Below are 21,461 nucleotides of genomic sequence, written 5' to 3'. Positions count from 1 at the left end.
TCGCGGGACCGGCCTGCGTCAGGCGGCCTTGCGCCGCCGCAGCAGGTGCCGGATGCGGGCACTCAGCACGTCCGGGTTGTACGGCTTCGGCAGCAGGCTGATGCCCGGGTCCATCTTGCCCTCGTGCGCCAGCACGCCTTCCGCATAGCCGGAAGTAAACAGCACTTGTGCATGCGGGCATTGCCGGCGCACCAGTTCGGCCAGTTCCAGGCTGCTCATCCTGCCGGGCATGATCACATCGGTAAACAACAGGTCGATGCACGCACCGTTCTCGACCAGGCGTGCCGCCTGGTCGGCATCCGGCGCCTGCAACACGTGATAGCCCAGTGCCAGCAGCAGCTGCGCCGTGGCGTCCCGCACGTCGTCTTCATCCTCGACCAGCAGGACGGTCTCGATGCCGCCGAACAGCGGCGTGGCCGCGGTGTCATATTCGGCCGGCGCGGCCTGGCTGGCGCTGCGGCGCAGGAAGATGCGCACGCTGGTGCCCTCGCCCGGCACGCTCCTCAGCACGATCTCGCCGCCGGATTGCTTGACGAAGCCATAGGCCATCGACAGCCCCAGCCCGGTGCCCTGCCCGGTCGGCTTGGTGGTGAAAAATGGCTCGAACGCACGCTGCAGCACGTCGGGCGGCATGCCGTTGCCGGTATCGGCCACTTCGATCATCACGTAGTCGTCCTGCCCGACCTCGGCGACTTCGGCTGAACCGGACGCCATGTTGCGGGCGCGCAGCGTCAGCGTACCGCCGTGCGGCATCGCGTCGCGCGCATTGATCGCCAGGTTCAGGATCACATTGTGCAGTTGGCTCGGGTCGATGGCCGTGTTCCACACGCCCGGCGCGATATCGGTCTCGATGCGTGCCTGCGGGCCGAGCACGCGGCGCAGCATTTCCTCCATGTCGCCCAGTACCACCGACGGATCGACGACGACCGCCTGCAGCGGCTGACGGCGCGCGAACGCGAGCAGGTGCGAAGCCAGCCGCCCGCCGCGCTCCACGCCGGCCAGCGCCGCGTCGATGCGGCCGCGCGCGTTGTCGTTCAGGCCACCCATCAGTTTCACCAGTTGCAGGTTGCCGCCGATGATCTGCAATACGTTGTTGAAGTCGTGGGCGACACCGCCCGTCAACTGGCCGATCGCCTCCATCTTTTGTGCCTGGTGCAGCGCGGCCTGGCTGGCGCGCAATTCCTCCTGGCTTCGCGCCAGCGATGCGAATGCCTCGTCGCGCTGGCGGCGCGCCATGCAGGCGGCACTGTGGTAGCGCATCCGCGCCACCAGCTCGCGCGCGTCCGGCCACTTGACGAGGTAATCGTTGGCGCCGGCGGCAAAGGCCTGCACCTTGACCTGGGCGTCGTGTTCGGAAGACAGCATGACGATCGGAATATGCTCGGTACGGGAATCGGCACGCAGGCTGCGCACGACGCCGAAACCGTCGGTACCGGGCATGCGCAGGTCCACCAGCACCACGGTGGCATCGATTTCCAGCGCCAGTTCCACGGCGCGCTCGGCGCAGTGCTCGTAGCACAGGGCGACATCGGCATGTGCTTCCAGGCAATGCAGCAGGTAATCCTGTGCCAGGGGTTCATCGTCGATGAGCAGGACGGAACAGGAACTCGATTGCATAGCGCGTGCGGCGACCCTGGGTAATTATGTGAACAAAATGCAAGATTGCATTTTACTATAACCAAGGAAAACGCCGTGCATGCGCTTTCAACCGTGCGCGGCTCCAGGCGGACCGAAGCTGTCGAGGTAATTGACAGCTCATCCACGATTACGGCTGGACACCTTGGCCAAGTACTTGATTTTTCGATGACTGCGCATGCAGGCGCGCGAATTGCTTATTTGTTTCTTCCACTTATAAGGAGACTCGTATGAACTCTGCAATGTTGCAACGGGTGACACTGGGCTGCGCGGCCCTCACGCTGGGCCTTGCGGCAATGTCCGCCAATGCGGGCGTATATGGCGCCAACCTCTCCGGTGCGATCGAGGCGCCACCGAATGCTTCGCCCGGCACCGGCACTGTCATGGTGGACTTCGACATCGACGCGCATACGCTGACCATCGAGGTCGCCTTCAGCGGGCTGCTGGGCCTCACGACCGCCGCGCACATCCATTGCTGCACCGCGGTGCCGGAAACGGGCACGGCCGGCGTGGCCACCGAATTGCCGACCTTTACCGGATTCCCGCTCGGCGTTACCTCCGGCACCTACCAGCACACCTTCGATACGTCGCTGGCAGCGACATGGAATCCCAATTTCATCACCAATTTCGGCGGCGGCACCATCGCCGGCGCCGAAAGCGCCTTCCTGGCCGGCCTTGAATCCGGCACCTCCTACCTGAACCTGCATACGGAATTCGCGCCCGGCGGCGAAATCCGCGGCTTCCTGCAACCGGTGCCGGAACCCGCCAGTTTCGCGCTGCTGGCGCTCGGCGCACCGTTGGTGCTGCTGGCGGCCCGGCGGCGGCGCGGCAAGTAAGCGCTAGCGGGCACCGGGGCGCTTTTGCCAGAAGCGCCCGCATCGACCTGGCGCTCGGCCTGGTGGGTGAGTTCGTGCGCACCTTCGGCAAATCGCCGCAGACGGTGCTCAGGGTGGCGCGGCATCCGATCGGGTATGACGTGCCGGAGGCGCTGGCGCAATGAGCGCCGCCGGCAAATGAAACGGCCCGGACGCTTGCGCGGCCGGGCCGTTGGATCCGGCGTCGACCGGATCGTGGCTTACGGGATGGTACTTGCGATAGTGCTTACTTCAGCAGCATCTCGTTCATGCGCCGGACAAACGCCGCCGGATCTTCCAGCGTGCCGCCTTCGGCCAGCAGGGCCTGGTCGAACAGCAGGTGCGACCAGTCGCCGAACTTGCCGCTTTCCTCGTTCTCGTATTTCAGGCGCGTGACCAGCGGGTGGTTCGGGTTGATCTCGAGGATAGGCTTGGATTCCGGCGCGTTCTGGCCGGCGGCCTTCAGCATGCGCAGCAGGTTGCCGGACAGTTCGTGCTCGTCCGCCACCAGGCAGGCCGGCGAATCGGTCAGGCGGAACGTCACGCGCACGTCCTTGGCCTTGTCGCCCAGCGCGGATTTCATCTTCTCGACGAGTTCCTTGTACTGCGCCTCGGTTTCCTCGTGTTCCTTCTTCTCCGCTTCGTCTTCCAGCTTGCCCAGGTCCAGGCCGCCCTTGGCGACGGACACCAGTTCCTTGCCGTCGAATTCGGTCAGGAACGACAGCATCCATTCATCGACGCGGTCGGTCAGCAGCAGCACTTCCACGCCCTTCTTGCGGAAGATTTCCAGGTGCGGGCTGTTCTTCGCGGCGGTGAAGCTTTCGCCGGTCGCGTAGTAGATCTTTTCCTGGCCATCCTTCATGCGCGCCACGTAGTCGGCCAGCGCCACGGTCTGGTCGGCGGAGTCGGTATGCGTGGAGGCAAAGCGCAGCAGCTTGGCCAGACGGTCCTTGTTGGCGTGGTCTTCGCCGACGCCTTCCTTCAGCACCTGGCCGAACTCGGTCCAGAAGGTGGCGTACTTGTCCTTCTTTTCCTGCTCGTCGGCGTTGGCCAGTTCTTCCAGCATGCCGATCACCCGCTTGGTCGAGCCTTCGCGGATCGCCTTCACGTCGCGCGATTCCTGCAGGATCTCGCGGGACACGTTCAGCGGCAGGTCGGCCGAGTCGATGACGCCTTTCACGAAGCGCAGGTAGGTCGGCATCAGCTGTTCGGCATCGTCCATGATGAACACGCGCTTCACGTACAGCTTGATGCCGCCGCGCTTGTTGCGGTCCCACAGGTCGAACGGCGCCTTGGCCGGGATGTACAGCAGCTGCGTGTATTCGCTGCGGCCTTCCACGCGGTTGTGCGTGTAGGTCAGCGGCGCGCCGAAGTCGTGCGACACGTGCTTGTAGAATTCCTCGTACTGCTCCGGCGTGATGTCGCTCTTCGAGCGGGCCCACAGCGCGCTGGCCTGGTTGATGGTCTCGGGCTCGTCCTTGGTGACCATCTCCTTCTTCTCTTCATCCCACTCTTCCTTGGCCATCTGGATCGGCAGCGAGATGTGGTCGGAGTACTTGGTGATGATCGACTTCAGCTTCCAGGCCGACAGCAGTTCGTCCTCGCCCTCGCGCAGGTGGAGGATGATGTCGGTACCGCGACTGGTCTTCTCGATGGCTTCCACGCTGTAGTCGCCCTCGCCGGTCGATTCCCAGCGCACCGCGTCGGTCGGCGGCAGCCCGGCCCGGCGCGTTTCCACCGTGATCCGGTCGGCCACGATGAAGCCGGAGTAGAAGCCCACGCCGAACTGGCCGATCAGCGCCGCATCCTTCTGCTGGTCGCCGGAGAGCTTGCCGAAGAATTCCTTGGTGCCCGACTTGGCGATCGTGCCGAGATGGCTGATGACTTCATCGCGGCTCATGCCGATGCCGTTGTCGGAAATCGTGACCGTGCGGGCCGCCTTGTCGAACGCCACCTTGATCTTCAGTTCGTGGTCGTTGCCGTACAGGGCATCGTTGTTGATGGCTTCGAAGCGCAGCTTGTCCGCCGCGTCGGAGGCATTGGAGATCAGCTCGCGCAGGAAGATTTCCTTGTTCGAGTACAGCGAGTGGATCATCAGCTGCAGCAGTTGCTTCACTTCCGCCTGGAAGCCCAGGGTTTCTTTATTATCAGACATCGTTACCTCTATAGTCTTGTTGGCCGGAAATTTTCAGTTTCGCCGATATGGGACTGGTGATTTTATCTTTCAAGAGCTTTTTGACAAAGCTCCCGCTTCTTTTTCCCGCGCTTCCCGCGGTTTCCTTTCTCCTGGCTCCTTGCCCGGCAGTTCCTTCTCCCGCAGTTCCTTCTCAAGAAACCGCCAGATCGCCGGATCCTGCATTGCCGCCACGTTCAGCCGCATGAAGGTCGACGGCAGCTGGCTGGGCGAGAACAGGCTTCCCGGCGCCAGCAGGATGCCCTGCGCCATGGCCCGCTCGGCCAGCACATTGGTATCGCAGCCCGCGTCGGCCCAGACGAACATGCCGGCCGGCGGTGCCATGTTGATCTGCAGGCCGACGCGCTCCATCTGGCGCACGGTGCGCGCGCGCAGGCCGTCGAGCCGGGTGCGCATGCGCTCGGCGTGCTTGCGGTAAGCGCCTTCGGACAGGATCTTGTAGACGGCGCGCTCGCCGATGTCGCTGGTGGTCAGCGTCTGCAGCATCTTGCGGTCGGCCAGCCGCCGCGCCAGCTCGGGCGACGTGGCGATGAAGCCCACGCGCAGGTTGGCCGCCATCGTCTTGGAAAAGCCGGACAGGTAGATCACCCGCTGCAACTGATCCAGCGCGGCCAGCCGGGTGGCCGGCTGCACGGCGCTGCCGGGGTGCAGGTCGCAATAGATGTCGTCTTCGACGACCGTGATGTCGTGTTCGGCCGCGATGCGCAGCACCTGGTAAGCCTTGGCGGCCGACAGCGACGTCGAGCTGGGGTTGTGCAGCACGGAATTGATCACGTACAGCTTCGGCTTGTGCAGCGCCGCCAGCTCGGCCAGCCGGGCGATATCCGGCCCGTCGGCCAGCCGCGGCACGCCGATCACGCGCGCCCCCAGCGCCGCGAACGAACCGAACATCAGGAACCAGGCCGGGTCGTCGACGAGGATCGTGTCGCCTGGGCGGGTGAACTCGCGCGCCACCATGTCCAGGCCCTGCGTCACGCCGGCCGTCGTGACGATCTGTTCGGGCGCGGCGCTGATTTCCAGTTCGGCCAGCTTGCGCTGCAGTTGCTGGCGCAGCGGCACGAAACCCTGCGGCACGCCATAGTTCAGCAGCAGGCTGGCGTTCTGGCGCCCGATCGCGCGCAGCGCATTGGCCACGCTGTCGCCATCGAGCCATTCGCTGGGCAGCACGCCGGTGCCCGGCATCTGCTGGTGGGGCATCTGGCGGAACATGTTACGCACCAGCCAGACCACGTCCAGCGAATGCCCGGCGACTTCCGTCTCGACCGCCGGCATGCTGGCCGCCGGCGCCGCACTGCGCAGTGGCGTGCGTTCGCGGATGAAGAAGCCGGCGCCGCGGCGCGATTCCAGGTAGCCGCGGGCGACCAGCTTGTCATAGGCGGCCACTACGGTGAATGGCGACACTCCATGGCTTTCCGCGAAGCGCCGGATCGACGGCATCCGGCTGCCGCTGCGCAGCATGCGCTCGTCGATCCGCGCCGCCACGGTGCGCACGATCTGGTCGGTCAGGGATTCGCCCGCCGCGCGGCTGAGCGTGGCGACGGCCGTCGTGGGCGGTGTGGGCATCGTGGTCATGGCGTACCGGTCAAGGCTGGATCGGAGGGTGTATCGGGAAAACGACCATCACAGTAATTCAAATCATGCGTGGCAGTGTATTGGCACTGTACTGGCCAATTCTTCTACGATACACGTGAATCCACCAGAAAGCCAAGCCATGAATACACTGCCGGAATTTTCACACACACACTTCGATATCGACGCCGCTACCACACACATCCCGCCCCGGGCACGGCCATGAGCGGATCATCCACCGCCACGCCGATTCCCGCGAGCGCTTCAAAGATCCCGCGCCGTTCCGACGAGACCACCGGCATGCTGCTCGGCCTGGCTGGCGTGGCGATCTTCAGCCTGACACTGCCGTTCACCCGCCTCGCCGTGGCCGAGCTGAGCCCGCTATTCGCCACGATGGGACGCGCCGTCGTGGCCGCGCTGCTGGCGGGCCTGTGGCTGTGGTGGCAGCGGGCGCCGCTGCCCGGCCGTGGCGCGCTGCCGGGGCTGGCCATCGTGGCGGCCGGCTGCGTGATCGGTTTTCCCCTGCTGACGTCGATCGCGATGCGCACGCTGCCGGCATCGCACGGTGCCGTGCTGGTCGGCATCCTGCCGCTGGCCACCGCGCTGTTCGCCGCGCTGCGCGGCCACGAACGGCCATCGGCCGGCTTCTGGTGCGCGGCGCTGGCCGGATCGGGCCTGGTCGTCGGCTTCGCGCTGAGCCAGAGCGGCGGCACGCTGCACCTGGCGGATGTACTGATGCTGGGTGCCGTGCTGGCCGCCGCCCTGGGCTACGCGGAAGGCGGACGGCTGTCGCAGGCGCTGGGCGGCCAGCAGGTGATCAGCTGGGCCCTGCTGCTGTCGCTGCCGGTCGCCCTGCCCCTTGCCGGCTGGGACTTGTGGCGGCATGGCGGCGCGCTGGGCGCCGTCGGACCCGCGGCCTGGGGCGGCTTTGCCTATACCTGCGTGTTCTCGATGTTCGTCGGCTTCATCTTCTGGTACCGCGGCATGGCGAAAGGCGGCGTGGCCCGCGTCGGCCAGGTCCAGCTGCTGCAGCCCTTCCTGACGCTGCTGGGCGCCGCCGCCGTGCTGGGCGAACCGCTGCAGGCCGCGCACCTGCTGTTCGCCCTGGCCGTGATCGGCACCGTGGCGCTGGGCCGCAGGATGGCCATCAGCAGAGAGGCCCCGCGCCGGCCGCATTGAGCGGTGCCCGCCGCTGGCCGTACAATACGCCGATTGCCGCAGCGCTTATTCCCACTTCTTCCCCAACTTATTACAACCCGTCTGGAGACACCATGTCCGTCTACGAAAAACTGAAGTCGCTCGATATCACCCTGAAAGCCCCTGCCACGCCCGCCGCCGCCTACGTCATGCACGTCCAGACCGGGAACACCGTGTTCCTGTCCGGCCATATCGCGAAGAAGCCGGACGGCGCCGTGTGGGTGGGCCAGCTGGGCAAGAATATCGACACGGCCGAAGGCAAGCAGGCTGCGCGCGCGATCGCGATCGACCTGCTGGGCACCTTGCAGGAAGCCTGCGGCGGCGACCTGAACCGCGTGAAGCGCATCGTCAAGGTGATGAGCCTGGTGAACTCGACGCCCGACTTCACCGAGCAGCACCTGGTCACCAACGGCGCTTCCGAACTGCTGGGCGAAGTGTTCGGCGACGCCGGCAAGCATGCCCGTTCGGCATTCGGCGTGGCGCAGATCCCGCTGGGCGCCTGCGTGGAAATCGAACTGATCGCCGAACTGGCGTAAGCAAGCACGAATCGAATCAAGGGTGCGGCCTACCCGGCCGCGCCTCCATGAGCCGCCACAAGCGCGCTGTTTTAAAGGCGGGCACCGTCCGCCACTCCTTCTCCGAGAGAGCCGTATGAAAATCGAAAATCCGAATCCCATCCAGTGGCGCTTTTCCGAACGCGCCCAGCAGCTGCAAAGCTCCTTCATCCGCGAGATCCTGAAGATCACGCAGCAGCCGGAGATCATCTCGTTCGCCGGCGGCCTGCCGTCGCCGGCCACGTTCCCGGTGGAAGAGATGAAAGCGGCGTTCGACAAGGTGCTGTCGACCACCGGCAAGACCGCGCTGCAGTACGGCCCGACGGACGGCTACATGCCGCTGCGCCAGTGGATCGCCGATTCGCTCTCGAAGGATGGCGCGAAGATCGTGCCGGAACAGGTGCTGATGGTATCCGGATCGCAGCAGGCGCTCGACCTGCTGGGCAAGGTGCTGATCGACGAAGGCAGCCGCGTACTGGTCGAAACGCCCAGCTACCTGGGCGCGCTGCAGGCGTTTTCCGTGTACCGCCCCGAGTTCGCATCGGTGCAGACCGATGACGACGGCCTGGTTCCCGCCTCGATCGGGCCGGTTGCGCAGGGCGCGCGCCTGCTGTATTCGCTGCCCAACTTCCAGAACCCGACCGGCCGCACGCTGTCGATCGCGCGCCGCCAGGAACTGGTGGAAACCTGTGCCCGCCTCGGCCTGCCGCTGATCGAGGACGATCCCTACGGCGCGCTGTCGTACAAGGGCGAGCCGCTGCCGAAGATGGTGGCGATGAACCCGGACGGCGTGATCTACATGGGCTCGTTCTCGAAAGTGCTGACGCCGGGCATCCGCCTGGGCTACGTGGTGGCGCCGCTGCCGCTGGTGCGCCGCCTGGAACTGGCCAAGCAGGCCGCCGACCTGCACACCGCGCAGCTGACGCAGATGGTGGTGCACGAAGTGATCAAGGACGGCTTCCTCGACCGCCACATCCCCACCATCCGTGAACTGTACGGCAACCAGTGCCAGGCGATGCTCGATGCGATGGCCGAGCACTTCCCCGCCGGCGCGACGTGGACCAAGCCGGAAGGCGGCATGTTCATCTGGGTCACGCTGCCGAAGCACATCAACGCAATGGAACTGCTCGATGAAGCCATCAAGCAGAAGGTTGCCTTCGTGCCGGGCGCGCCGTTCTACGCCAACGAGCCGGAAACCAACACGCTGCGGCTGTCGTTCGTGACGGTGCCGCCGGAGCGTATCCGCCAGGGCATCGAGATTCTGGGCAAGCTGATTGCCGCGCGGATGTAAGACCACAGACGAAAACCATACATCAAGGGCCCTTCGCCGCAATGACGGGTCCTTCTGGGGTTGATTCCCCCCGGTATTCGCGAAGTGGCAAGCATGGGATTCCGAAATCAATGTGATAGTGTTCGTCGTGCCGAATCCAAGGCCGCCCCTTCATGAACGGCAAGATATCAGGCAGCTCTGCGCCGCGCCGGCTGCTACTGAAAAGTTTTTCCATCAAGGGCGGATCGAAGATAACCCGCTCAATGGTAACGTTGTGCCGACGAGCTCCAACTGAAAGCTGATATAGATGCTCAGCCATCGCATCAAAGTCTATGCGAATGCCCTGCATGCGGCCCAGATCGTCGAATTCTAGACCATAGCCGAACTTGTTCAATGGTGACGATGGAAGCGGTATCGACTGGTTTGCTTCGTCCATCGCCGGCACCATGAAGTCGATAGATGTGCCGTTCTGGTGGGTACGATGCGGCTTTATCTTGCCGCCTTGGGCGAAGCCGGTCTCACCGTAGACGTATGTCTTGTTGGGCGCCGTCTTTTTTAATTCGGCATACGCATCCAGCACTACCTGGCGTACCACGCTATGTAAATAGGTCCGTCCCATTTCAACGCCTATCGGGCTATACGCGACGAAGTTCTCGCCCCGTAGCGGCAGCTGCACACCGCCCTTCAAGCGCCCTTCAGCAATAGTTCCAAAGCAGGTGCTCGCGTGCACCGGGCTCGGGCCCGGGGCGAACATGAGAAATAGAAACGACGCCAGGGGCCAAACCCGGAGACCTGCTCGGGTTGCGACGAACCTCCATTGGTCGGCAAGCCTTACGGAACGAAACTCTCGCCCGCGAGTATGGGATGGCGTGCCGAGCGGCTTGCTTGTTATCAGCCAAGAAAAGCGTTGGAGCAATCGCATCATTCGTCCTTCCACTCGCGGACGATCTGCGCAAGGTCGTCCCGCGTCATTTTTCTTCCTTTCAGAATTCGGACAAGGTCATCCTTCGATAGAGGGTATTGTTGCAAAATTCTCGAAACGTCATCCGCGCCAATAGAATCCAGCCAACTTGCCTCGACCTCTTTTTCGGAAATTTGCTCAGCGGGAAGCTTTCCCTTTGCGAGGACTTTGATCGTGTAGATCTGATGGCCTTCAGCGAAACCCTGTTGAAAACGAAGTACAGTTCCAGTTGGTATCATGTAGTATGGCTCTCCCCTTGGGGGTAGCGATTAACATGGGCTCCTTCAGCCGGTATATAGATTTGTCGGTCATGGTTTTTCTCATAAAGAAAGGAATTAAGCTACCGAAAGCGATCAGAAGGACAGCCACTGCGAAAAGCGCGATTTTCTTCATTTACCGCCACCAAATCGTTCAATTTTGTAAGGACTGCGAACGGGGTTCTCTTCCAACATTTGTCTTAAATCGGCGGGCATAAAAATCTCCGCTGGCCAACCTGCAAGCTTTGCCGCATATTGCTCGGCCGTACTCATGCCTCGACCTTTGTTGTATTTGCCGACGTTATGGTCGAGATTCTTTACAGCTATGCGAGCCCGGCGAAGCCCACCTGCGACAACGGAATCGCGGGCAATTGCTTCCAGGCGCCGGCCGAGACCTCGATATACGCACAAGTGGCACGCATGAACAGCGCATCGCGCAGGCACGCGCAGAACGACGGTTCGCCGTCAATGTAGACGCGGGTCCGGCCAAGCTGCGCCAGCCCATCGCCCTCCAGCGTAATGCTGATCAAGGAACCGACTGCCGGTGGCAGTGCCACTCCGGCGGGAGCACGAATCGCGCTCTCGAAGCATGCCCGGACCAACGAAAACGGAGCAAGCGTGATGTCATAGGCTGTCCGGAACTGGCAGCGCACGCCGTGAACAGACTCCGAATGCATCTCGGTACCGCGCGGCATCTTCAATATCGGCATTGCTCCGGCGGCTTTGATGGCCGGATAGGTAGCGCGCACGATCGTACAAGAGGGAAATGGCAGCAGATAGTGCGGAAATAGCGATTCAAGCACCCCCTCGGTGAATTGCGGATAGCCATCATCCAGCAGCTTCGCTACCCGGGCAGCAATCAGCGCGACGGACTCGACAAGCTGCTCGACGTGTGGATCGGGGCAGACATCGGCGCCCAATTGCAGGCGGCCACCCACTTTCGGATACCGCTCGTTGAACTCGCTGCACAGGCGGCGCAATGACACCAGTTCACGTTCGTAATACGGCAGCAGACTATCCATCGTCATCCTCCTCCTCGGTGTGTTACCGAGGGGCCAGTATCGACAAATTGCCCAGCGCCAATTTGAGCTCGCGCAAACCCTTTCGAATTGCGGCCCTTTCGCCACAAGCTTAGCGACATTGAGCAATATCAAAGGGTTTCCGAACGACAAACCCATACTGCCCCCATTCAGATCCGTGGGAGTCATCATGACGTTGCCGTCGAAAATCCTCTGGTCGGAAGGTCTCGCCCTGGATGCCCAGCACCTGCAACAGCTGGACCGGTATCACGAAGGACGCTTGAGTCACCTCGTCAGCGCGCTGAATCCGAATGCATGGGGCGTTCAATCGGCACGGTGGAGTACGGAGGACGTCAAAAGAGGCAAACTGCGCGCGGAGGCGCTGACGCTCGTCTTCCAGGACGGCGAGATCTACCAGGCTCCCTACGCAGACCCACTGCCGCTGGCGATCGACCTGGATGACCTGCCCTCGGATGAAGCCAGCTTCGTGTTCTACGCGGCACTGCCGGCCTTGAAAGCGCGTGGCGGTAACGTGACTCCGGCCGACGAGGCCGCACCAGTCGGTCCTGACGATACCGCCAGGTTTACCCAGCTCGAACTGCAGACGCTCGACCTCTTCACCGATGCGCTCGTCAGCAAGGTGCGCTACCTGAAGAAGTCGCTGCGCCTGCTGTCGCACCTGGATGTACGCGATGCGTACGAATGCATCCCCTTCGTGAAGATTCGCCGCAAAGCCGACAATAGTTTCGAAATCGATCCCGACTTCATTCCGCCGGCACTATCGATCGACGGAGCGCCCGCCTTGCAGAACCTGCTGCGCGGTCTGCTCGCAAAAATGAGCGCCAAGGCGGACGAACTTTACCTCATGCAGCGGCAGCCAAAAGGCAGCGCCGTGGAAGCACACGTTGGTAACCTGACGTCATTCTGGATGCTCAGCACCATCACGACGGCCAGCGCCGCACTGAATCACTGTGTAAGCGAAGTTCACGTGCATCCGGCGCAACTGTTCGACAAAATGCTGACGCTGGCCGGTGGACTGATGGCGTTCTCTAGGAAATTTGCGGTCGGTGACCTGCCCCGATACGACCATCAAACACCAACGGACTCGTTCCAGCCACTCGCGGCGATCATCGCGGAACTGCTCGAAACCGTCGTCTCGTCGAAATATGTGCGGCTTCCCCTCGTGCCCAAGAGCGAAACCAGCCCCTATCGCACGGCCCGGCTGGACGCTTCGATCGCCAATTCCAAGACGCGCCTATATCTTGCCGTGAACGCGAGTATTCCCGCGCTGAATCTGGTGGCCGACATACCGCGACAATTGAAGGTCGGTTCGCCGGAAGACGTGGCGCGGATGGTGGAAATGTCTCTATCAGGCGTACCGCTGGTGCACATGGCGCAGGTGCCGATGGAAGTGCCCATTCGCCCCGACACGTACTACTTCTCCATCGAGAATCGTGACGAACGATATGAATCGATGATGAAGGCCCACGCGGTAACGGTGTACGCCCCGTCCACGATAAAGGACCTGAAGCTGGAGTTGTTTGCTTTGATGGACTAAGCAATCAGGATGGCGCTTCACCGCGCCACTGAGCGTTGAAGCCAAGTCAAGACATTCCTGTTGCGATTTTTCCGGCTGCCGTGCACTGTTCAGACGCATTCGGCCAAGCATTTCAGCCGACATTTCATTGCCGCGATGCCGAGATGGATGCCAACAGCCCACTGGCCGAGCCGCTCATGCCGTCGCAGCACTTCACCCCCGCGGCGGATACCCGGTAACCGCCGCAATCTCTTCATACATCGGCCGCAGCCGCCGGTACATGCGCAGGTAGACACGCCGGTACAGCTGGTCGTAGATGCGCCGGTTGGCCGCGTCCGGCGCGAAGACCCGCCCGGTGCGCGTCATCGCGGCCACGGCGCCGGCGAAGTCGCGGTGCAGGCCCAGGCCGACGGCACCGGCGATCGCGGCGCCCAGGCCGGAAGCTTCGTACACATGGGCACGCACGGCCGGCAGCCCGAAGATGTCGGCCGTCAGCTGCATCGCCGCGTCGCTCTGCGAGCCGCCGCCGGCCACGCGCAGCTCGGTGATGCGGGTACCGCTGCGCCGTTCGATGCGTTCCTTCCCTTCGCGCAGCGCATATGCCAGGCCTTCCAGGATGGCGCGGTACATGTGGGCGCGCGTGTGCACGTCGCCGAAACCGATCATCGCTCCCTTCGCCTCGGGGCCCGGCACGCGGATTCCGGGGCTCCAGTACGGTTGCAGCATCAGGCCCATCGATCCCGGCGGCACCGCTTCCACCAGCCGGTCGAACAGCGCTTCGGGCGCCAGCCCGTGTTCCGTGGCGGCCGCCAGTTCGCGGTCGCCGAACTGCTCCTTGAACCAGTTGACCATCCAGTAGCCGCGGAAGATCTGCACCTCGGTGCTGTAGGCGCCCGGCAGCGCGGCCGGGTATGGCGGGATGAAGCGCGTGACCTCGACGTATTTGGCGCTGGTGGTGTTGATGGTGGCCGTGGTGCCGTACGACAGGCAGCCGACGTGCGGCGCCAGCGCTCCGGCGCCGATCACTTCGCAAGCCTTGTCGGCCGCCGCCGCAATCAGCGGCAGGCCGGCCGGGATGCCGCTGGCCGCCGCCGCGGCGGCCGTGACGGCGCCGATGACCGTGCCGGGCGGCGCCAGCTCGGGCAGCATGCCTGGCCGGATCGCCAGCGCCTGCCATTTCCAGTCGCGCGCGCCGGCCCAGCGGTGGTGGCGGTAGTCGAACGGCACATAGCCCACCTGCGAACCGGTGGAATCGACGAAACGGCCGCACAGCCGATAGTTCAGGTAGCCCGACAGCAGCAGGAACTTGTGGGTGCGTTGCCAGATATCGGGCTGGTGCACCGCGATCCAGTTGATTTCGGCTTCGCGCTGGAAATAGCGCAGCGTACCGCCGACGCGGGCCAGCCGGAACGCCGCGCGCCATAGCGGCCCGACCCGCGGCACCTGCGCCGTGTCGGTGCGGCGCTGGTCCAGCCAGGTGATCGCCGGGCGCAGCGGCCGGCCTTCCGCATCGACGTTGACGACGGTGCCGCGCTGCGTGGTCACGGCCACGCCGGCGATGCGTGCACGCGCCGCGGGTGCGATCAGCCACAGGCGGCGGCAGGCTTCGCACACCGCGTCCCAGTAGCCCTCGGCGTTGTGCTCGGCCCACCCCGGCCGGTCGGCGTAGTACGGCTGCAGGGGCACCTGCGCCTTCGCCACCAAGTTGCCGCGCAGGTCGAACAACAGTGCGCGCACGCTTTGCGTGCCATTGTCGATGGCAAGGATGCAGGGGTCGGTCATGGAAGCGCGGCATGGCGGCAGTGCAAAACGGCATCATGCCATGGTGCGGCAATCGTCAGCGGGGCGCCTCGGCCGCTTCCTTCAGCTGTGCCAGGCCCTGCTCGAAGTCGGGGCCGGCCATGTCTTCGACGCTGGTGAACACTTCGACCAGTTTCATCACGAACGGCCGGTTGCCGGACATCGCCCAGCTGACTTCGGTGCCGTCAGGACGGGGCGTCAGCACGAAGCGCACCTGGTTGTGCGATTCGAACGGCTGGACGAAATCGAGCCGGATGTCGATCGACTTCGGCGGCGCGCTGTCGACGATCTCCATCCGGCCCTGCCCCACGTCTTCGTTGCCGCTCCACGTGTAGATCGCGCCCGCGCCGCGCGGCGCCCCGCTGTAGGCGCGCTGCATCGCCGGATCGAAGCGCTCCCACGGCGACCACGCGGGCCATTGGCGGAAGTCGTTCAGGTAGGCGAACACGCGCTCCGGCGGCGCCTTGATCAGGGCGTGGCGTTCGATCCGGAACGTATCGGGCTGCATCAGTGCGAGCCCGCTGACGACAGCGGCGATGATGACGACGGCGAGCAGTAACCTCTTCCCCATGGCGGCCTCGAAGCGATGCGCTTGGCGCGATGGGTCAAGGCTAGCACAGAGCGCACGGGGTTCCGCGCCGCGTTCACGCGCGGTTCCGCCAGGCCAGCCGGAACCCGCTTCGGCGGCCCGGCCAGTGGCCTGGCAACACCCCGGCCGGGCAGCTCAGCTCAGCAGATCCAGCAGGCGCACACCAGCCACCAGCCGGGTGAACACGTCGATCACCGCATACACGCCGAACAGGCCCGGCAGCAGTGCCGCGAACATCAGCGGCGACCTGGTGCGGCAAAAGTGCACCGTGCTGGCAGCGGCCAGCAGTCCGGAAGCGATCGTGAGCACGAATACGGCCAGGTACTTCGGCGAGCTCATCACGGAGAGCATCACTGCCAGCAGGCCGGCAAGCATCGCCAGGGCAAGTGTCACATAAGGAATGCCGATCATTATCCCCTCCCTGCCGATATTCAGAAGCTCAGCCGATAGCCGTTTTGATTAACGATAAAACGAACGATGCATCAGATAAACCCATAATATTTCCTCGAGCGAGGCGCGCAGCCACAAATGTTATTTCGATAGTTGAAAACATCATGGAATCAGCTACTTGGCATATGCCGACCAAGGAGCACAAGTGCACCTGAAAATAATGCATCGATCGATTCGATAATACAGCAAAGAATCGAGGAAAATCTCACACATTATCTCGGTACCGCGGCGATAAAACGACGCCAGGAATAGCGCATGCCCCCGGCGTGCCGGAAGGCACGCCGGAGGTGGAATGGCTGGGGGAAGAAAGCCGCGGCGGGCGGTGCCGCGGCGGGGCTTATTTTGCTTCTGGGTACAGTACGACCTGCACGTAATTGTCGAAGTCGAAGTAGCGTTGCGCGGCGGCCTGCACGTCCGCCGGCATCACGGCCGCGGCGCGTGCCTCGAAGCCCAGGATGGACTCCGGCGGGAAGCCGTTCAGTTGCGCAGCTTGCAACTGGGACATCCAGAAGCCGTTCTCGCGCAGCGCGCGCCGATGGCTGGTCAGCCAGTTCTGCTTGACCTTCGCCAGGTCGGCCGCTGCCGGGCCGTTCTGCTGCAGCTTGCGGATTTCCGCGAACGCGGCCGCGATGACCTTGTCGACGTTCTCCGGCCCGCAAGGCAGCGCCAGCGACACCGAATAGTTTGGATAAGGCAGCTTGGTGACGCCGCCGCTGGCACCGCCGCCGTAGATCAGGCCGAGCTGTTCGCGCAGCACTTCGGTCAGCTTGAGGTTCAGGACTTCGACGAGCGCCTGCATGCGCAGCTGCTCGGCCTGCGAGAACGCGGCATCGCCTGTAAACGTGATCGAGACATTGCTCTTGGGCTCCGCGCCGCGGCGCACCTCCTTCCTGACCACGCCGCGCACCGGCCGCACGCCGGTATCGCGGAAGGCGACCGGGATATCCGGCGTCGGCAGCGTTGCCAGGTAGGTGGCCAGCAGCGGTTTCAGCTTCGCGGTGTCGAAACTGCCGACGAAGTAGAACGTCATGTCCCTGGCGCTGGAAAAGCGCTCGCGATAGATCTGCTGCACGCGGTCGAGCTGCACCTTGTCGAAGTCTTCCGGCCGGGGCGTGCGCGCCACGCGCGGATGGCCGCCGAACAGGGTGGAGCGCACCGTATCGACGAATTCCGCTTCCGGGCGCGCCAGCGCGTTGCGCGCCATGTCGCGCTGGCGGGCGATGAAGGAATTGAACAGTACTTCGTCGCGGCGCGGCTGCGTGAGCTTCACGTGGGTCAGCTGCAGCAGCGTCTCGATATCCGCACTGCCGGCGCTGCCGGCCACGTTGTCGGACAGGTCGGACATCGTCACGCCGGCGCTCACGCTCTTGCCGGCCAGGACCTTCTGCAGGTCCGCCGGCGAGTAGTTCAGCGCCCCCATCTGCGCGGCCAGCACGCTGGCATAGCGGGCGTTGAAGATATCCTCGTCGCCGAACAGCGACTGGCCGCCGAAACGCACGGCGCTCATCAGCACCTGGTCGTTGCGGAAATCGGTGGGTTTCAGCACCACCTTCACGCCGTTCGACAAGGTCAGCTCGGTGGTCCCGAGCGCCTTGTTTTCCTGCTCGGCCACGATGCTGCCAGGTGCCGGCGGCTTGTCCAGCAGGCTGCTGGCATAGGCCTTGTCCTCGCGGGCGGTCACGGTCTGCCGGTGCGCCTGGTCGACGGCGGCCAGCAATTCGGTGCCGGTGGGCGCCGCGCGGTCCTTCAGGGCGCCCATCAGGATCACCAGCTTCTTGTCGTCCGACGGAATGGCCGCGCGTACCGCGGCGTTGACTTCTTCCAGCGTGATGCCGGGTACCAGCGCCTGCGCATACGCATATTCGTTCTGGATACCGGGAATCGGCTCGCCCTCGAGGAAATTGCGGATGTACTCGGCCACGAAAGCGGACGAATCGGACTTGTCGCGCTCGGCGTACATGCGCTCGTAGTTGCGCAGCATGGTTTTCTTGGCGCGGTCCAGCTCCGACGCGGTGAAGCCGAACTGCCGCGCGCGCTCGTCTTCCTGCACCAGCGCATTGATCGCCGGTACGTGGCCGCCCTTGCCCAGCAGCGCCGAGACGGCAAACGAACGGTAGCCGCGCACCACCTTGCCCATGCCGCTGCCGCCCTGGATGAAGGGCGGGTCGGCCTGCTGCGTCAGTTCCATCATGCGCTGGCTCAGCATCGCGCCGTACAGCTTTTCGACCAGGTCGCGGCGATAGCCGGCGTATGTTGGATCTTCCGGATGCGGCACGATCGGATAGCGGATATACAGCACGTCGGCCGGGGCTTCGCGGTCGGTGATCACGAGGCCCTCGTCGGCCTTGCGCTCGGGGATCACGGCATACTCGCGCGGACGCGCATTCTCCGGATTCTTCAGCTTGCCGAAATGCGCCTTGACCAGCTTTTCCGCCTCGGCCGGATCGATGTCGCCGACCACCATCACGGCCATCAGGTCGGGCCGGTACCAGTCGCGGTAGAAGCGCCTGATCGCCTCCGGCTTGAAGGTGCGCAGCACGTCGGCCTTGCCGATCGGCAGGCGCTCGGCATAGCGCGAGCCGTTGAACAGCTTGGGATACAGGACCTGGTTCATCCGGTCGTTGGCCCCCTTGCCCATGCGCAGCTCCTCGAGCACGATGCCGCGCTCGCTCTCGATGTCCTCGTCGTTGAACGTGATGCCGCTCGCCCAATCCTCCAGCACGAGGAAACCTTTTTCGACAGCTTCCTTCGAATCGGTCGGGATCGGCAGCATGTAGACGGTCTGGTCGAAGCTGGTGTACGCGTTCAGGTCGCGCCCGAACTTGACGCCGATCGACTGCAGGTACGACACCAGTTCGTGGCGCTTGAAGTGCGTGGAACCGTTGAACGCCATGTGCTCGGTGAAGTGCGCCAGGCCCAGCTGGTCTTCATCCTCCAGGATCGAACCGGCCTTGACGACGAGCCGCAGCTCGAGCCGCTTCTCCGGCCGCGCGTTCTTCTGGATATAGTAGGTAAGGCCGTTGGGCAGCCTGCCGACCTTGACATGCGGCGCCACCGGCAATGTGTCGCCGGGCGCCGGCAGCGGCGCGGCGTGGGCCAGCAGGGAAGCGCCGAGCAGCGCGGCGGCGGTGGCAAGCTTGAATGAACTCAACTTCATGGAGGGGTGCGGTCGGGTGGGCGAAGCGCCACGATACACCAGAACCGGAACGCTCTGCTACAATCGCCGCGCCCGCCGCAAGCCGCGGCCGGGCCTACTGTTAATCTACGTCTTCGGGGCGGGGTGAAATTCCCCACCGGCGGTATGGCTGTCAAGCCGAGCCCGCGAGCGCCTGTGGTGATTTCATCATCGCGGGGTCAGCAGATCCGGTGAGAAGCCGGGGCCGACGGTATAGTCCGGATGAAAGAAGATGTGCGTTGCACGTGCATGCCTGCACGCGTCGGGTGCCTGTCGCTCCGCGCGTGGCGGGTGCGTGCGTGTTCGCTTTGCCCTGGAGCGTTTTTCGCCATTGCGAGGAGCGTTTCAATGTCTGTCCAAGAACTTCAATCCCCTACTTCCCATCACCTGCAGGACCGCATCGGCGCGGCGCTCGCGGCCATGCGTGCCGGCGTGCCCGTCATCCTGCTCGACGATTTCGACCGCGAAAACGAGGCCGACCTGATCGTCGCGTGCGACCGGCTCACCGTGCCGACGATGGCGCTGATGATCCGCGAATGCAGCGGCATCGTCTGCCTGTGCCTGACGGCCGACCGCGTGCGCGACCTGGAACTGCCGCCGATGGCCAGCGAGAACGGCAGCCGCTACGGCACGCCGTTCACCGTGTCGATCGAGGCGCGGCATGGCGTGACCACCGGCGTGTCGGCCGCCGACCGCGTCACCACGATCCGCGCCGCCACCGCGCCGGGCGCGCAGCCGCACGACCTGGTGCGCCCCGGCCATGTGTTCCCGCTGCGCGCCACGCCGGGCGGCGTGCTGGCCCGCGCCGGCCATACCGAGGGTTCGGTGGACCTGGCGACCATGGCCGGCCTGGCGCCGGCCGCCGTGCTGTGCGAGCTGATGAATCCGGACGGCACGATGATGCGCGGCGACGCCATCGAACGCTTCGCCGCGCAGCACGGCATGCCGATCCTGACGATCGCCGAGATGATCGCCTGGCGCAAGCTGCACGGCTGACAGCCGGTTTATTCCACCGCGCCGGCCGCCAGCGAGCCGGCGGCGAGCGGCTGGACATGGCGGAAAATGGCGACGCAGGCCAGTGCATAGGCCGCCGCGATGGCCACATAGACGATGGCCAGCCGCGTCCCCCAGGCCGGCACCGTATGCAGGATGGTGCCGGCCGCCGCCACCCCGAGCAGCGCGCCGATCTGGCGGCTGGCGTTCAGGGCCGCCCCGGCGGCGCTGGCGTTGTCCTTGCCGCCGGCGCCCATCACGGTCGCCGTCATGGCGGGAATCGCGTAGCCGACCGCCAGGAACATCAGCGTGCCGCCGCCGATCACCAGCCATGGCGGCGTGTCCGCGCCGGCCTGCGCCAGCAGCAGCGCCGCGACGGCGCCTCCCCCCATTCCCGTCAACAGCGGCAGCCGCGCGCCATGCCTGGCCACGGCCCGGCCGGACAGTACATTGCCCACGCCCGCCCCGGCCGTCATCGGCAGGATCGCCAGCCCGGTGCCGAGCGCCCCGCTGCCGTGGACGCCCTGCATCCACAGGCTGACCACGAACATGTGGCCGAACGTACCGACATTGATCAGCATGCCCGTCAGCACGGCGGCGCGGAATGGCGCGATGCCGTACAGCGCGCGCGGCAGGATGGGCTGCGCGGCATCCCGCTCGCGTTGGATCAGCATGACTGCCAGCACCGCCGCCGCGGCAAGCGCGCCGAGCACCGGCGCCGATGACCAGCCCAGCACCGGCCCTTCGATCAGCACGAAGGCCAGCGCCGCCAGCGCGCCGGCGCCGAGGCCGTGGCTCAGCATGCCCAGCGCGCGGGCCTGCCCTCGTGGGGATGGCGCCCTGGCCTGGGCCAGCGCGATGCCCAGCAGGCCAAGCGGCAGGTTCAGCCAGAAGATGCTGCGCCAGCCGAACGATTCCACCAGCAGCCCGCCGGCCACCGGGCCGATGGTGGCCGCCGCGCTGACGATCGCGGCCCACCCGGCGAACATCCTGGCGCGGCGTTGCGGATCATCCTCGGCATGCGTCAGCAGCGCCAGGGAACTGGGCATGAACAGCGCGGCACCGCTGCCCTGCAGCAGGCGCGCCGCCACCAGTGCGGCACCGGACGGCGCCAGGGCGCACAGCACGGAACCCAGCACGAATACCGCCAGGCCGCCCTGGTAGGCCCGTTTCGCGCCGTAGCGGTCGGCCAGCGCGCCGCCCGCCAGCAGCAGCGCGGCAAACGTCAGCGTATAGGCGTCGACGACCCAGACCAGCCCTTCCAGCGGCACGCCAAGATCGGCGGAAATATCGGACAGGGCCGTGTTCACGGCAGTCACGTCGATCATCGCCATCACGAAACCGATGGCAAGGGTAAACAGCAGCATGGTGCCTCCTCCTGGACAATGCCGGAAGGTTAAGCCCCTT

At 64.7% G+C, this 21,461-nt stretch carries 18 protein-coding genes and 1 riboswitch; of the genes, 6 read left to right on the top strand and 12 right to left on the bottom strand.

Annotated features, from left to right (window positions below; translation table 11 throughout):
• Positions 1-18: 18 nt before the first annotated feature.
• Positions 19-1,617, bottom strand: coding sequence for a response regulator (locus ACY34H_RS15210; RefSeq protein ID WP_464978311.1), 1,599 nt, complete (start codon positions 1,615-1,617; stop codon positions 19-21).
• Positions 1,618-1,865: 248 nt separating this feature from the next.
• Between ACY34H_RS15210 and ACY34H_RS15205 the strand changes: the two genes are divergently transcribed.
• Positions 1,866-2,471 carry a CHRD domain-containing protein gene (locus ACY34H_RS15205; protein WP_464978310.1) on the top strand — a complete coding sequence of 202 codons (606 nt, stop codon included), beginning with the start codon at positions 1,866-1,868 and terminating at the stop codon, positions 2,469-2,471.
• A 265-nt stretch (positions 2,472-2,736) separates the two neighbouring features.
• Here the strand turns inward: ACY34H_RS15205 and htpG are convergent, their stop codons facing one another.
• Together htpG and ACY34H_RS15195 are read right to left on the bottom strand one after the other, a co-directional pair.
• Complete coding sequence (gene htpG / locus ACY34H_RS15200; RefSeq protein WP_464978309.1) at positions 2,737-4,644, bottom strand: molecular chaperone HtpG; 1,908 nt, start codon at positions 4,642-4,644, stop codon at positions 2,737-2,739.
• A 69-nt stretch (positions 4,645-4,713) separates the two neighbouring features.
• On the bottom strand, positions 4,714-6,255 hold the full coding sequence (locus tag ACY34H_RS15195; RefSeq protein ID WP_464978308.1) for an aminotransferase-like domain-containing protein: 1,542 nt from the start codon (positions 6,253-6,255) through the stop codon (positions 4,714-4,716).
• Between the two features lie 219 nt (positions 6,256-6,474).
• Between ACY34H_RS15195 and ACY34H_RS15190 the strand changes: the two genes are divergently transcribed.
• From ACY34H_RS15190 to ACY34H_RS15180, 3 genes are all read left to right on the top strand, one after another.
• Positions 6,475-7,431, top strand: a complete 957-nt coding sequence (locus ACY34H_RS15190) for a DMT family transporter (RefSeq protein WP_464978307.1) — start codon at positions 6,475-6,477, stop codon at positions 7,429-7,431.
• Between the two features lie 92 nt (positions 7,432-7,523).
• Positions 7,524-7,985 carry a RidA family protein gene (locus ACY34H_RS15185; protein WP_464978306.1) on the top strand — a complete coding sequence of 154 codons (462 nt, stop codon included), beginning with the start codon at positions 7,524-7,526 and terminating at the stop codon, positions 7,983-7,985.
• Positions 7,986-8,100: 115 nt separating this feature from the next.
• Entirely contained in the window at positions 8,101-9,294 is a 1,194-nt protein-coding gene (locus ACY34H_RS15180) for an aminotransferase-like domain-containing protein (RefSeq protein WP_464978305.1), read from the top strand.
• Positions 9,295-9,316: 22 nt separating this feature from the next.
• On the opposite strand, the gene ACY34H_RS15175 is transcribed toward ACY34H_RS15180, so the two are convergent.
• The 4 genes from ACY34H_RS15175 to ACY34H_RS15160 form a co-directional block, all read right to left on the bottom strand.
• A complete protein-coding gene (locus ACY34H_RS15175; RefSeq protein ID WP_464978304.1) occupies positions 9,317-10,003 on the bottom strand; it encodes a penicillin-insensitive murein endopeptidase in 687 nt (228 codons plus the stop codon).
• Between the two features lie 191 nt (positions 10,004-10,194).
• Entirely contained in the window at positions 10,195-10,473 is a 279-nt protein-coding gene (locus tag ACY34H_RS15170; protein WP_464978303.1) for a hypothetical protein, read from the bottom strand.
• Positions 10,474-10,623: 150 nt separating this feature from the next.
• Complete coding sequence (locus ACY34H_RS15165; RefSeq protein ID WP_464978302.1) at positions 10,624-10,764, bottom strand: hypothetical protein; 141 nt, start codon at positions 10,762-10,764, stop codon at positions 10,624-10,626.
• Between the two features lie 50 nt (positions 10,765-10,814).
• Entirely contained in the window at positions 10,815-11,513 is a 699-nt protein-coding gene (locus ACY34H_RS15160) for a type VI secretion system baseplate subunit TssF (protein WP_464978301.1), read from the bottom strand.
• Between the two features lie 187 nt (positions 11,514-11,700).
• On the opposite strand from ACY34H_RS15160, the gene tssK reads away from it, so the two are divergent.
• Positions 11,701-13,068 (top strand): type VI secretion system baseplate subunit TssK, encoded by a 1,368-nt coding sequence (gene tssK, locus ACY34H_RS15155; RefSeq protein ID WP_464978300.1) that lies wholly within the window; start codon positions 11,701-11,703, stop codon positions 13,066-13,068.
• Between the two features lie 192 nt (positions 13,069-13,260).
• Here tssK and ACY34H_RS15150 read toward each other — a convergent pair whose 3' ends face one another.
• The 4 genes from ACY34H_RS15150 to ACY34H_RS15135 all read right to left on the bottom strand — a co-directional run bounded on the left by ACY34H_RS15150 (position 13,261) and on the right by ACY34H_RS15135 (position 19,043).
• Complete coding sequence (locus tag ACY34H_RS15150; protein WP_464978299.1) at positions 13,261-14,829, bottom strand: FGGY-family carbohydrate kinase; 1,569 nt, start codon at positions 14,827-14,829, stop codon at positions 13,261-13,263.
• 55 nt (positions 14,830-14,884) lie between these two features.
• Positions 14,885-15,418: an SRPBCC family protein gene (locus ACY34H_RS15145; RefSeq protein WP_464978298.1), complete on the bottom strand. Its 534-nt coding sequence runs from the start codon at positions 15,416-15,418 to the stop codon at positions 14,885-14,887.
• 153 nt (positions 15,419-15,571) lie between these two features.
• Positions 15,572-15,847: a hypothetical protein gene (locus ACY34H_RS15140; protein WP_464978297.1), complete on the bottom strand. Its 276-nt coding sequence runs from the start codon at positions 15,845-15,847 to the stop codon at positions 15,572-15,574.
• A 376-nt stretch (positions 15,848-16,223) separates the two neighbouring features.
• Entirely contained in the window at positions 16,224-19,043 is a 2,820-nt protein-coding gene (locus tag ACY34H_RS15135) for a M16 family metallopeptidase (protein WP_464978296.1), read from the bottom strand.
• 105 nt (positions 19,044-19,148) lie between these two features.
• A riboswitch (FMN riboswitch) is annotated at positions 19,149-19,299 on the top strand.
• Positions 19,300-19,409: 110 nt separating this feature from the next.
• On the opposite strand from ACY34H_RS15135, the gene ribB reads away from it, so the two are divergent.
• Positions 19,410-20,057 (top strand): 3,4-dihydroxy-2-butanone-4-phosphate synthase, encoded by a 648-nt coding sequence (gene ribB / locus ACY34H_RS15130; protein ID WP_464978295.1) that lies wholly within the window; start codon positions 19,410-19,412, stop codon positions 20,055-20,057.
• 8 nt (positions 20,058-20,065) lie between these two features.
• On the opposite strand, the gene ACY34H_RS15125 is transcribed toward ribB, so the two are convergent.
• The gene (locus ACY34H_RS15125; RefSeq protein WP_464978294.1) at positions 20,066-21,421 is read right to left on the bottom strand and encodes an MFS transporter; all 1,356 of its coding nucleotides are present in this window, start codon (positions 21,419-21,421) and stop codon (positions 20,066-20,068) included.
• Positions 21,422-21,461: the final 40 nt, after the last annotated feature.

Source organism: Pseudoduganella sp. jia 9 (assembly GCF_055502615.1).
This window is presented reverse-complemented; position numbering and strand designations above follow the sequence as displayed.

What these genes read in the sequence shown, in the direction of transcription:
- ACY34H_RS15210 (WP_464978311.1), bottom strand. Translation starts at nt 1,617, where the DNA reads ATGCAATCGAGTTCCTGTTCCGTCCTGCTCATCGACGATGAACCCCTG.
- ACY34H_RS15205 (WP_464978310.1), top strand. Translation starts at nt 1,866, where the DNA reads ATGAACTCTGCAATGTTGCAACGGGTGACACTGGGCTGCGCGGCCCTC.
- htpG (WP_464978309.1), bottom strand. Translation starts at nt 4,644, where the DNA reads ATGTCTGATAATAAAGAAACCCTGGGCTTCCAGGCGGAAGTGAAGCAA.
- ACY34H_RS15195 (WP_464978308.1), bottom strand. Translation starts at nt 6,255, where the DNA reads ATGACCACGATGCCCACACCGCCCACGACGGCCGTCGCCACGCTCAGC.
- ACY34H_RS15190 (WP_464978307.1), top strand. Translation starts at nt 6,475, where the DNA reads ATGAGCGGATCATCCACCGCCACGCCGATTCCCGCGAGCGCTTCAAAG.
- ACY34H_RS15185 (WP_464978306.1), top strand. Translation starts at nt 7,524, where the DNA reads ATGTCCGTCTACGAAAAACTGAAGTCGCTCGATATCACCCTGAAAGCC.
- ACY34H_RS15180 (WP_464978305.1), top strand. Translation starts at nt 8,101, where the DNA reads ATGAAAATCGAAAATCCGAATCCCATCCAGTGGCGCTTTTCCGAACGC.
- ACY34H_RS15170 (WP_464978303.1), bottom strand. Translation starts at nt 10,473, where the DNA reads ATGATACCAACTGGAACTGTACTTCGTTTTCAACAGGGTTTCGCTGAA.
- ACY34H_RS15165 (WP_464978302.1), bottom strand. Translation starts at nt 10,764, where the DNA reads ATGAGTACGGCCGAGCAATATGCGGCAAAGCTTGCAGGTTGGCCAGCG.
- ACY34H_RS15160 (WP_464978301.1), bottom strand. Translation starts at nt 11,513, where the DNA reads ATGGATAGTCTGCTGCCGTATTACGAACGTGAACTGGTGTCATTGCGC.
- tssK (WP_464978300.1), top strand. Translation starts at nt 11,701, where the DNA reads ATGACGTTGCCGTCGAAAATCCTCTGGTCGGAAGGTCTCGCCCTGGAT.
- ACY34H_RS15150 (WP_464978299.1), bottom strand. Translation starts at nt 14,829, where the DNA reads ATGACCGACCCCTGCATCCTTGCCATCGACAATGGCACGCAAAGCGTG.
- ACY34H_RS15145 (WP_464978298.1), bottom strand. Translation starts at nt 15,418, where the DNA reads ATGGGGAAGAGGTTACTGCTCGCCGTCGTCATCATCGCCGCTGTCGTC.
- ACY34H_RS15140 (WP_464978297.1), bottom strand. Translation starts at nt 15,847, where the DNA reads ATGATCGGCATTCCTTATGTGACACTTGCCCTGGCGATGCTTGCCGGC.
- ACY34H_RS15135 (WP_464978296.1), bottom strand. Translation starts at nt 19,043, where the DNA reads ATGAAGTTGAGTTCATTCAAGCTTGCCACCGCCGCCGCGCTGCTCGGC.
- ribB (WP_464978295.1), top strand. Translation starts at nt 19,410, where the DNA reads ATGTCTGTCCAAGAACTTCAATCCCCTACTTCCCATCACCTGCAGGAC.
- ACY34H_RS15125 (WP_464978294.1), bottom strand. Translation starts at nt 21,421, where the DNA reads ATGCTGCTGTTTACCCTTGCCATCGGTTTCGTGATGGCGATGATCGAC.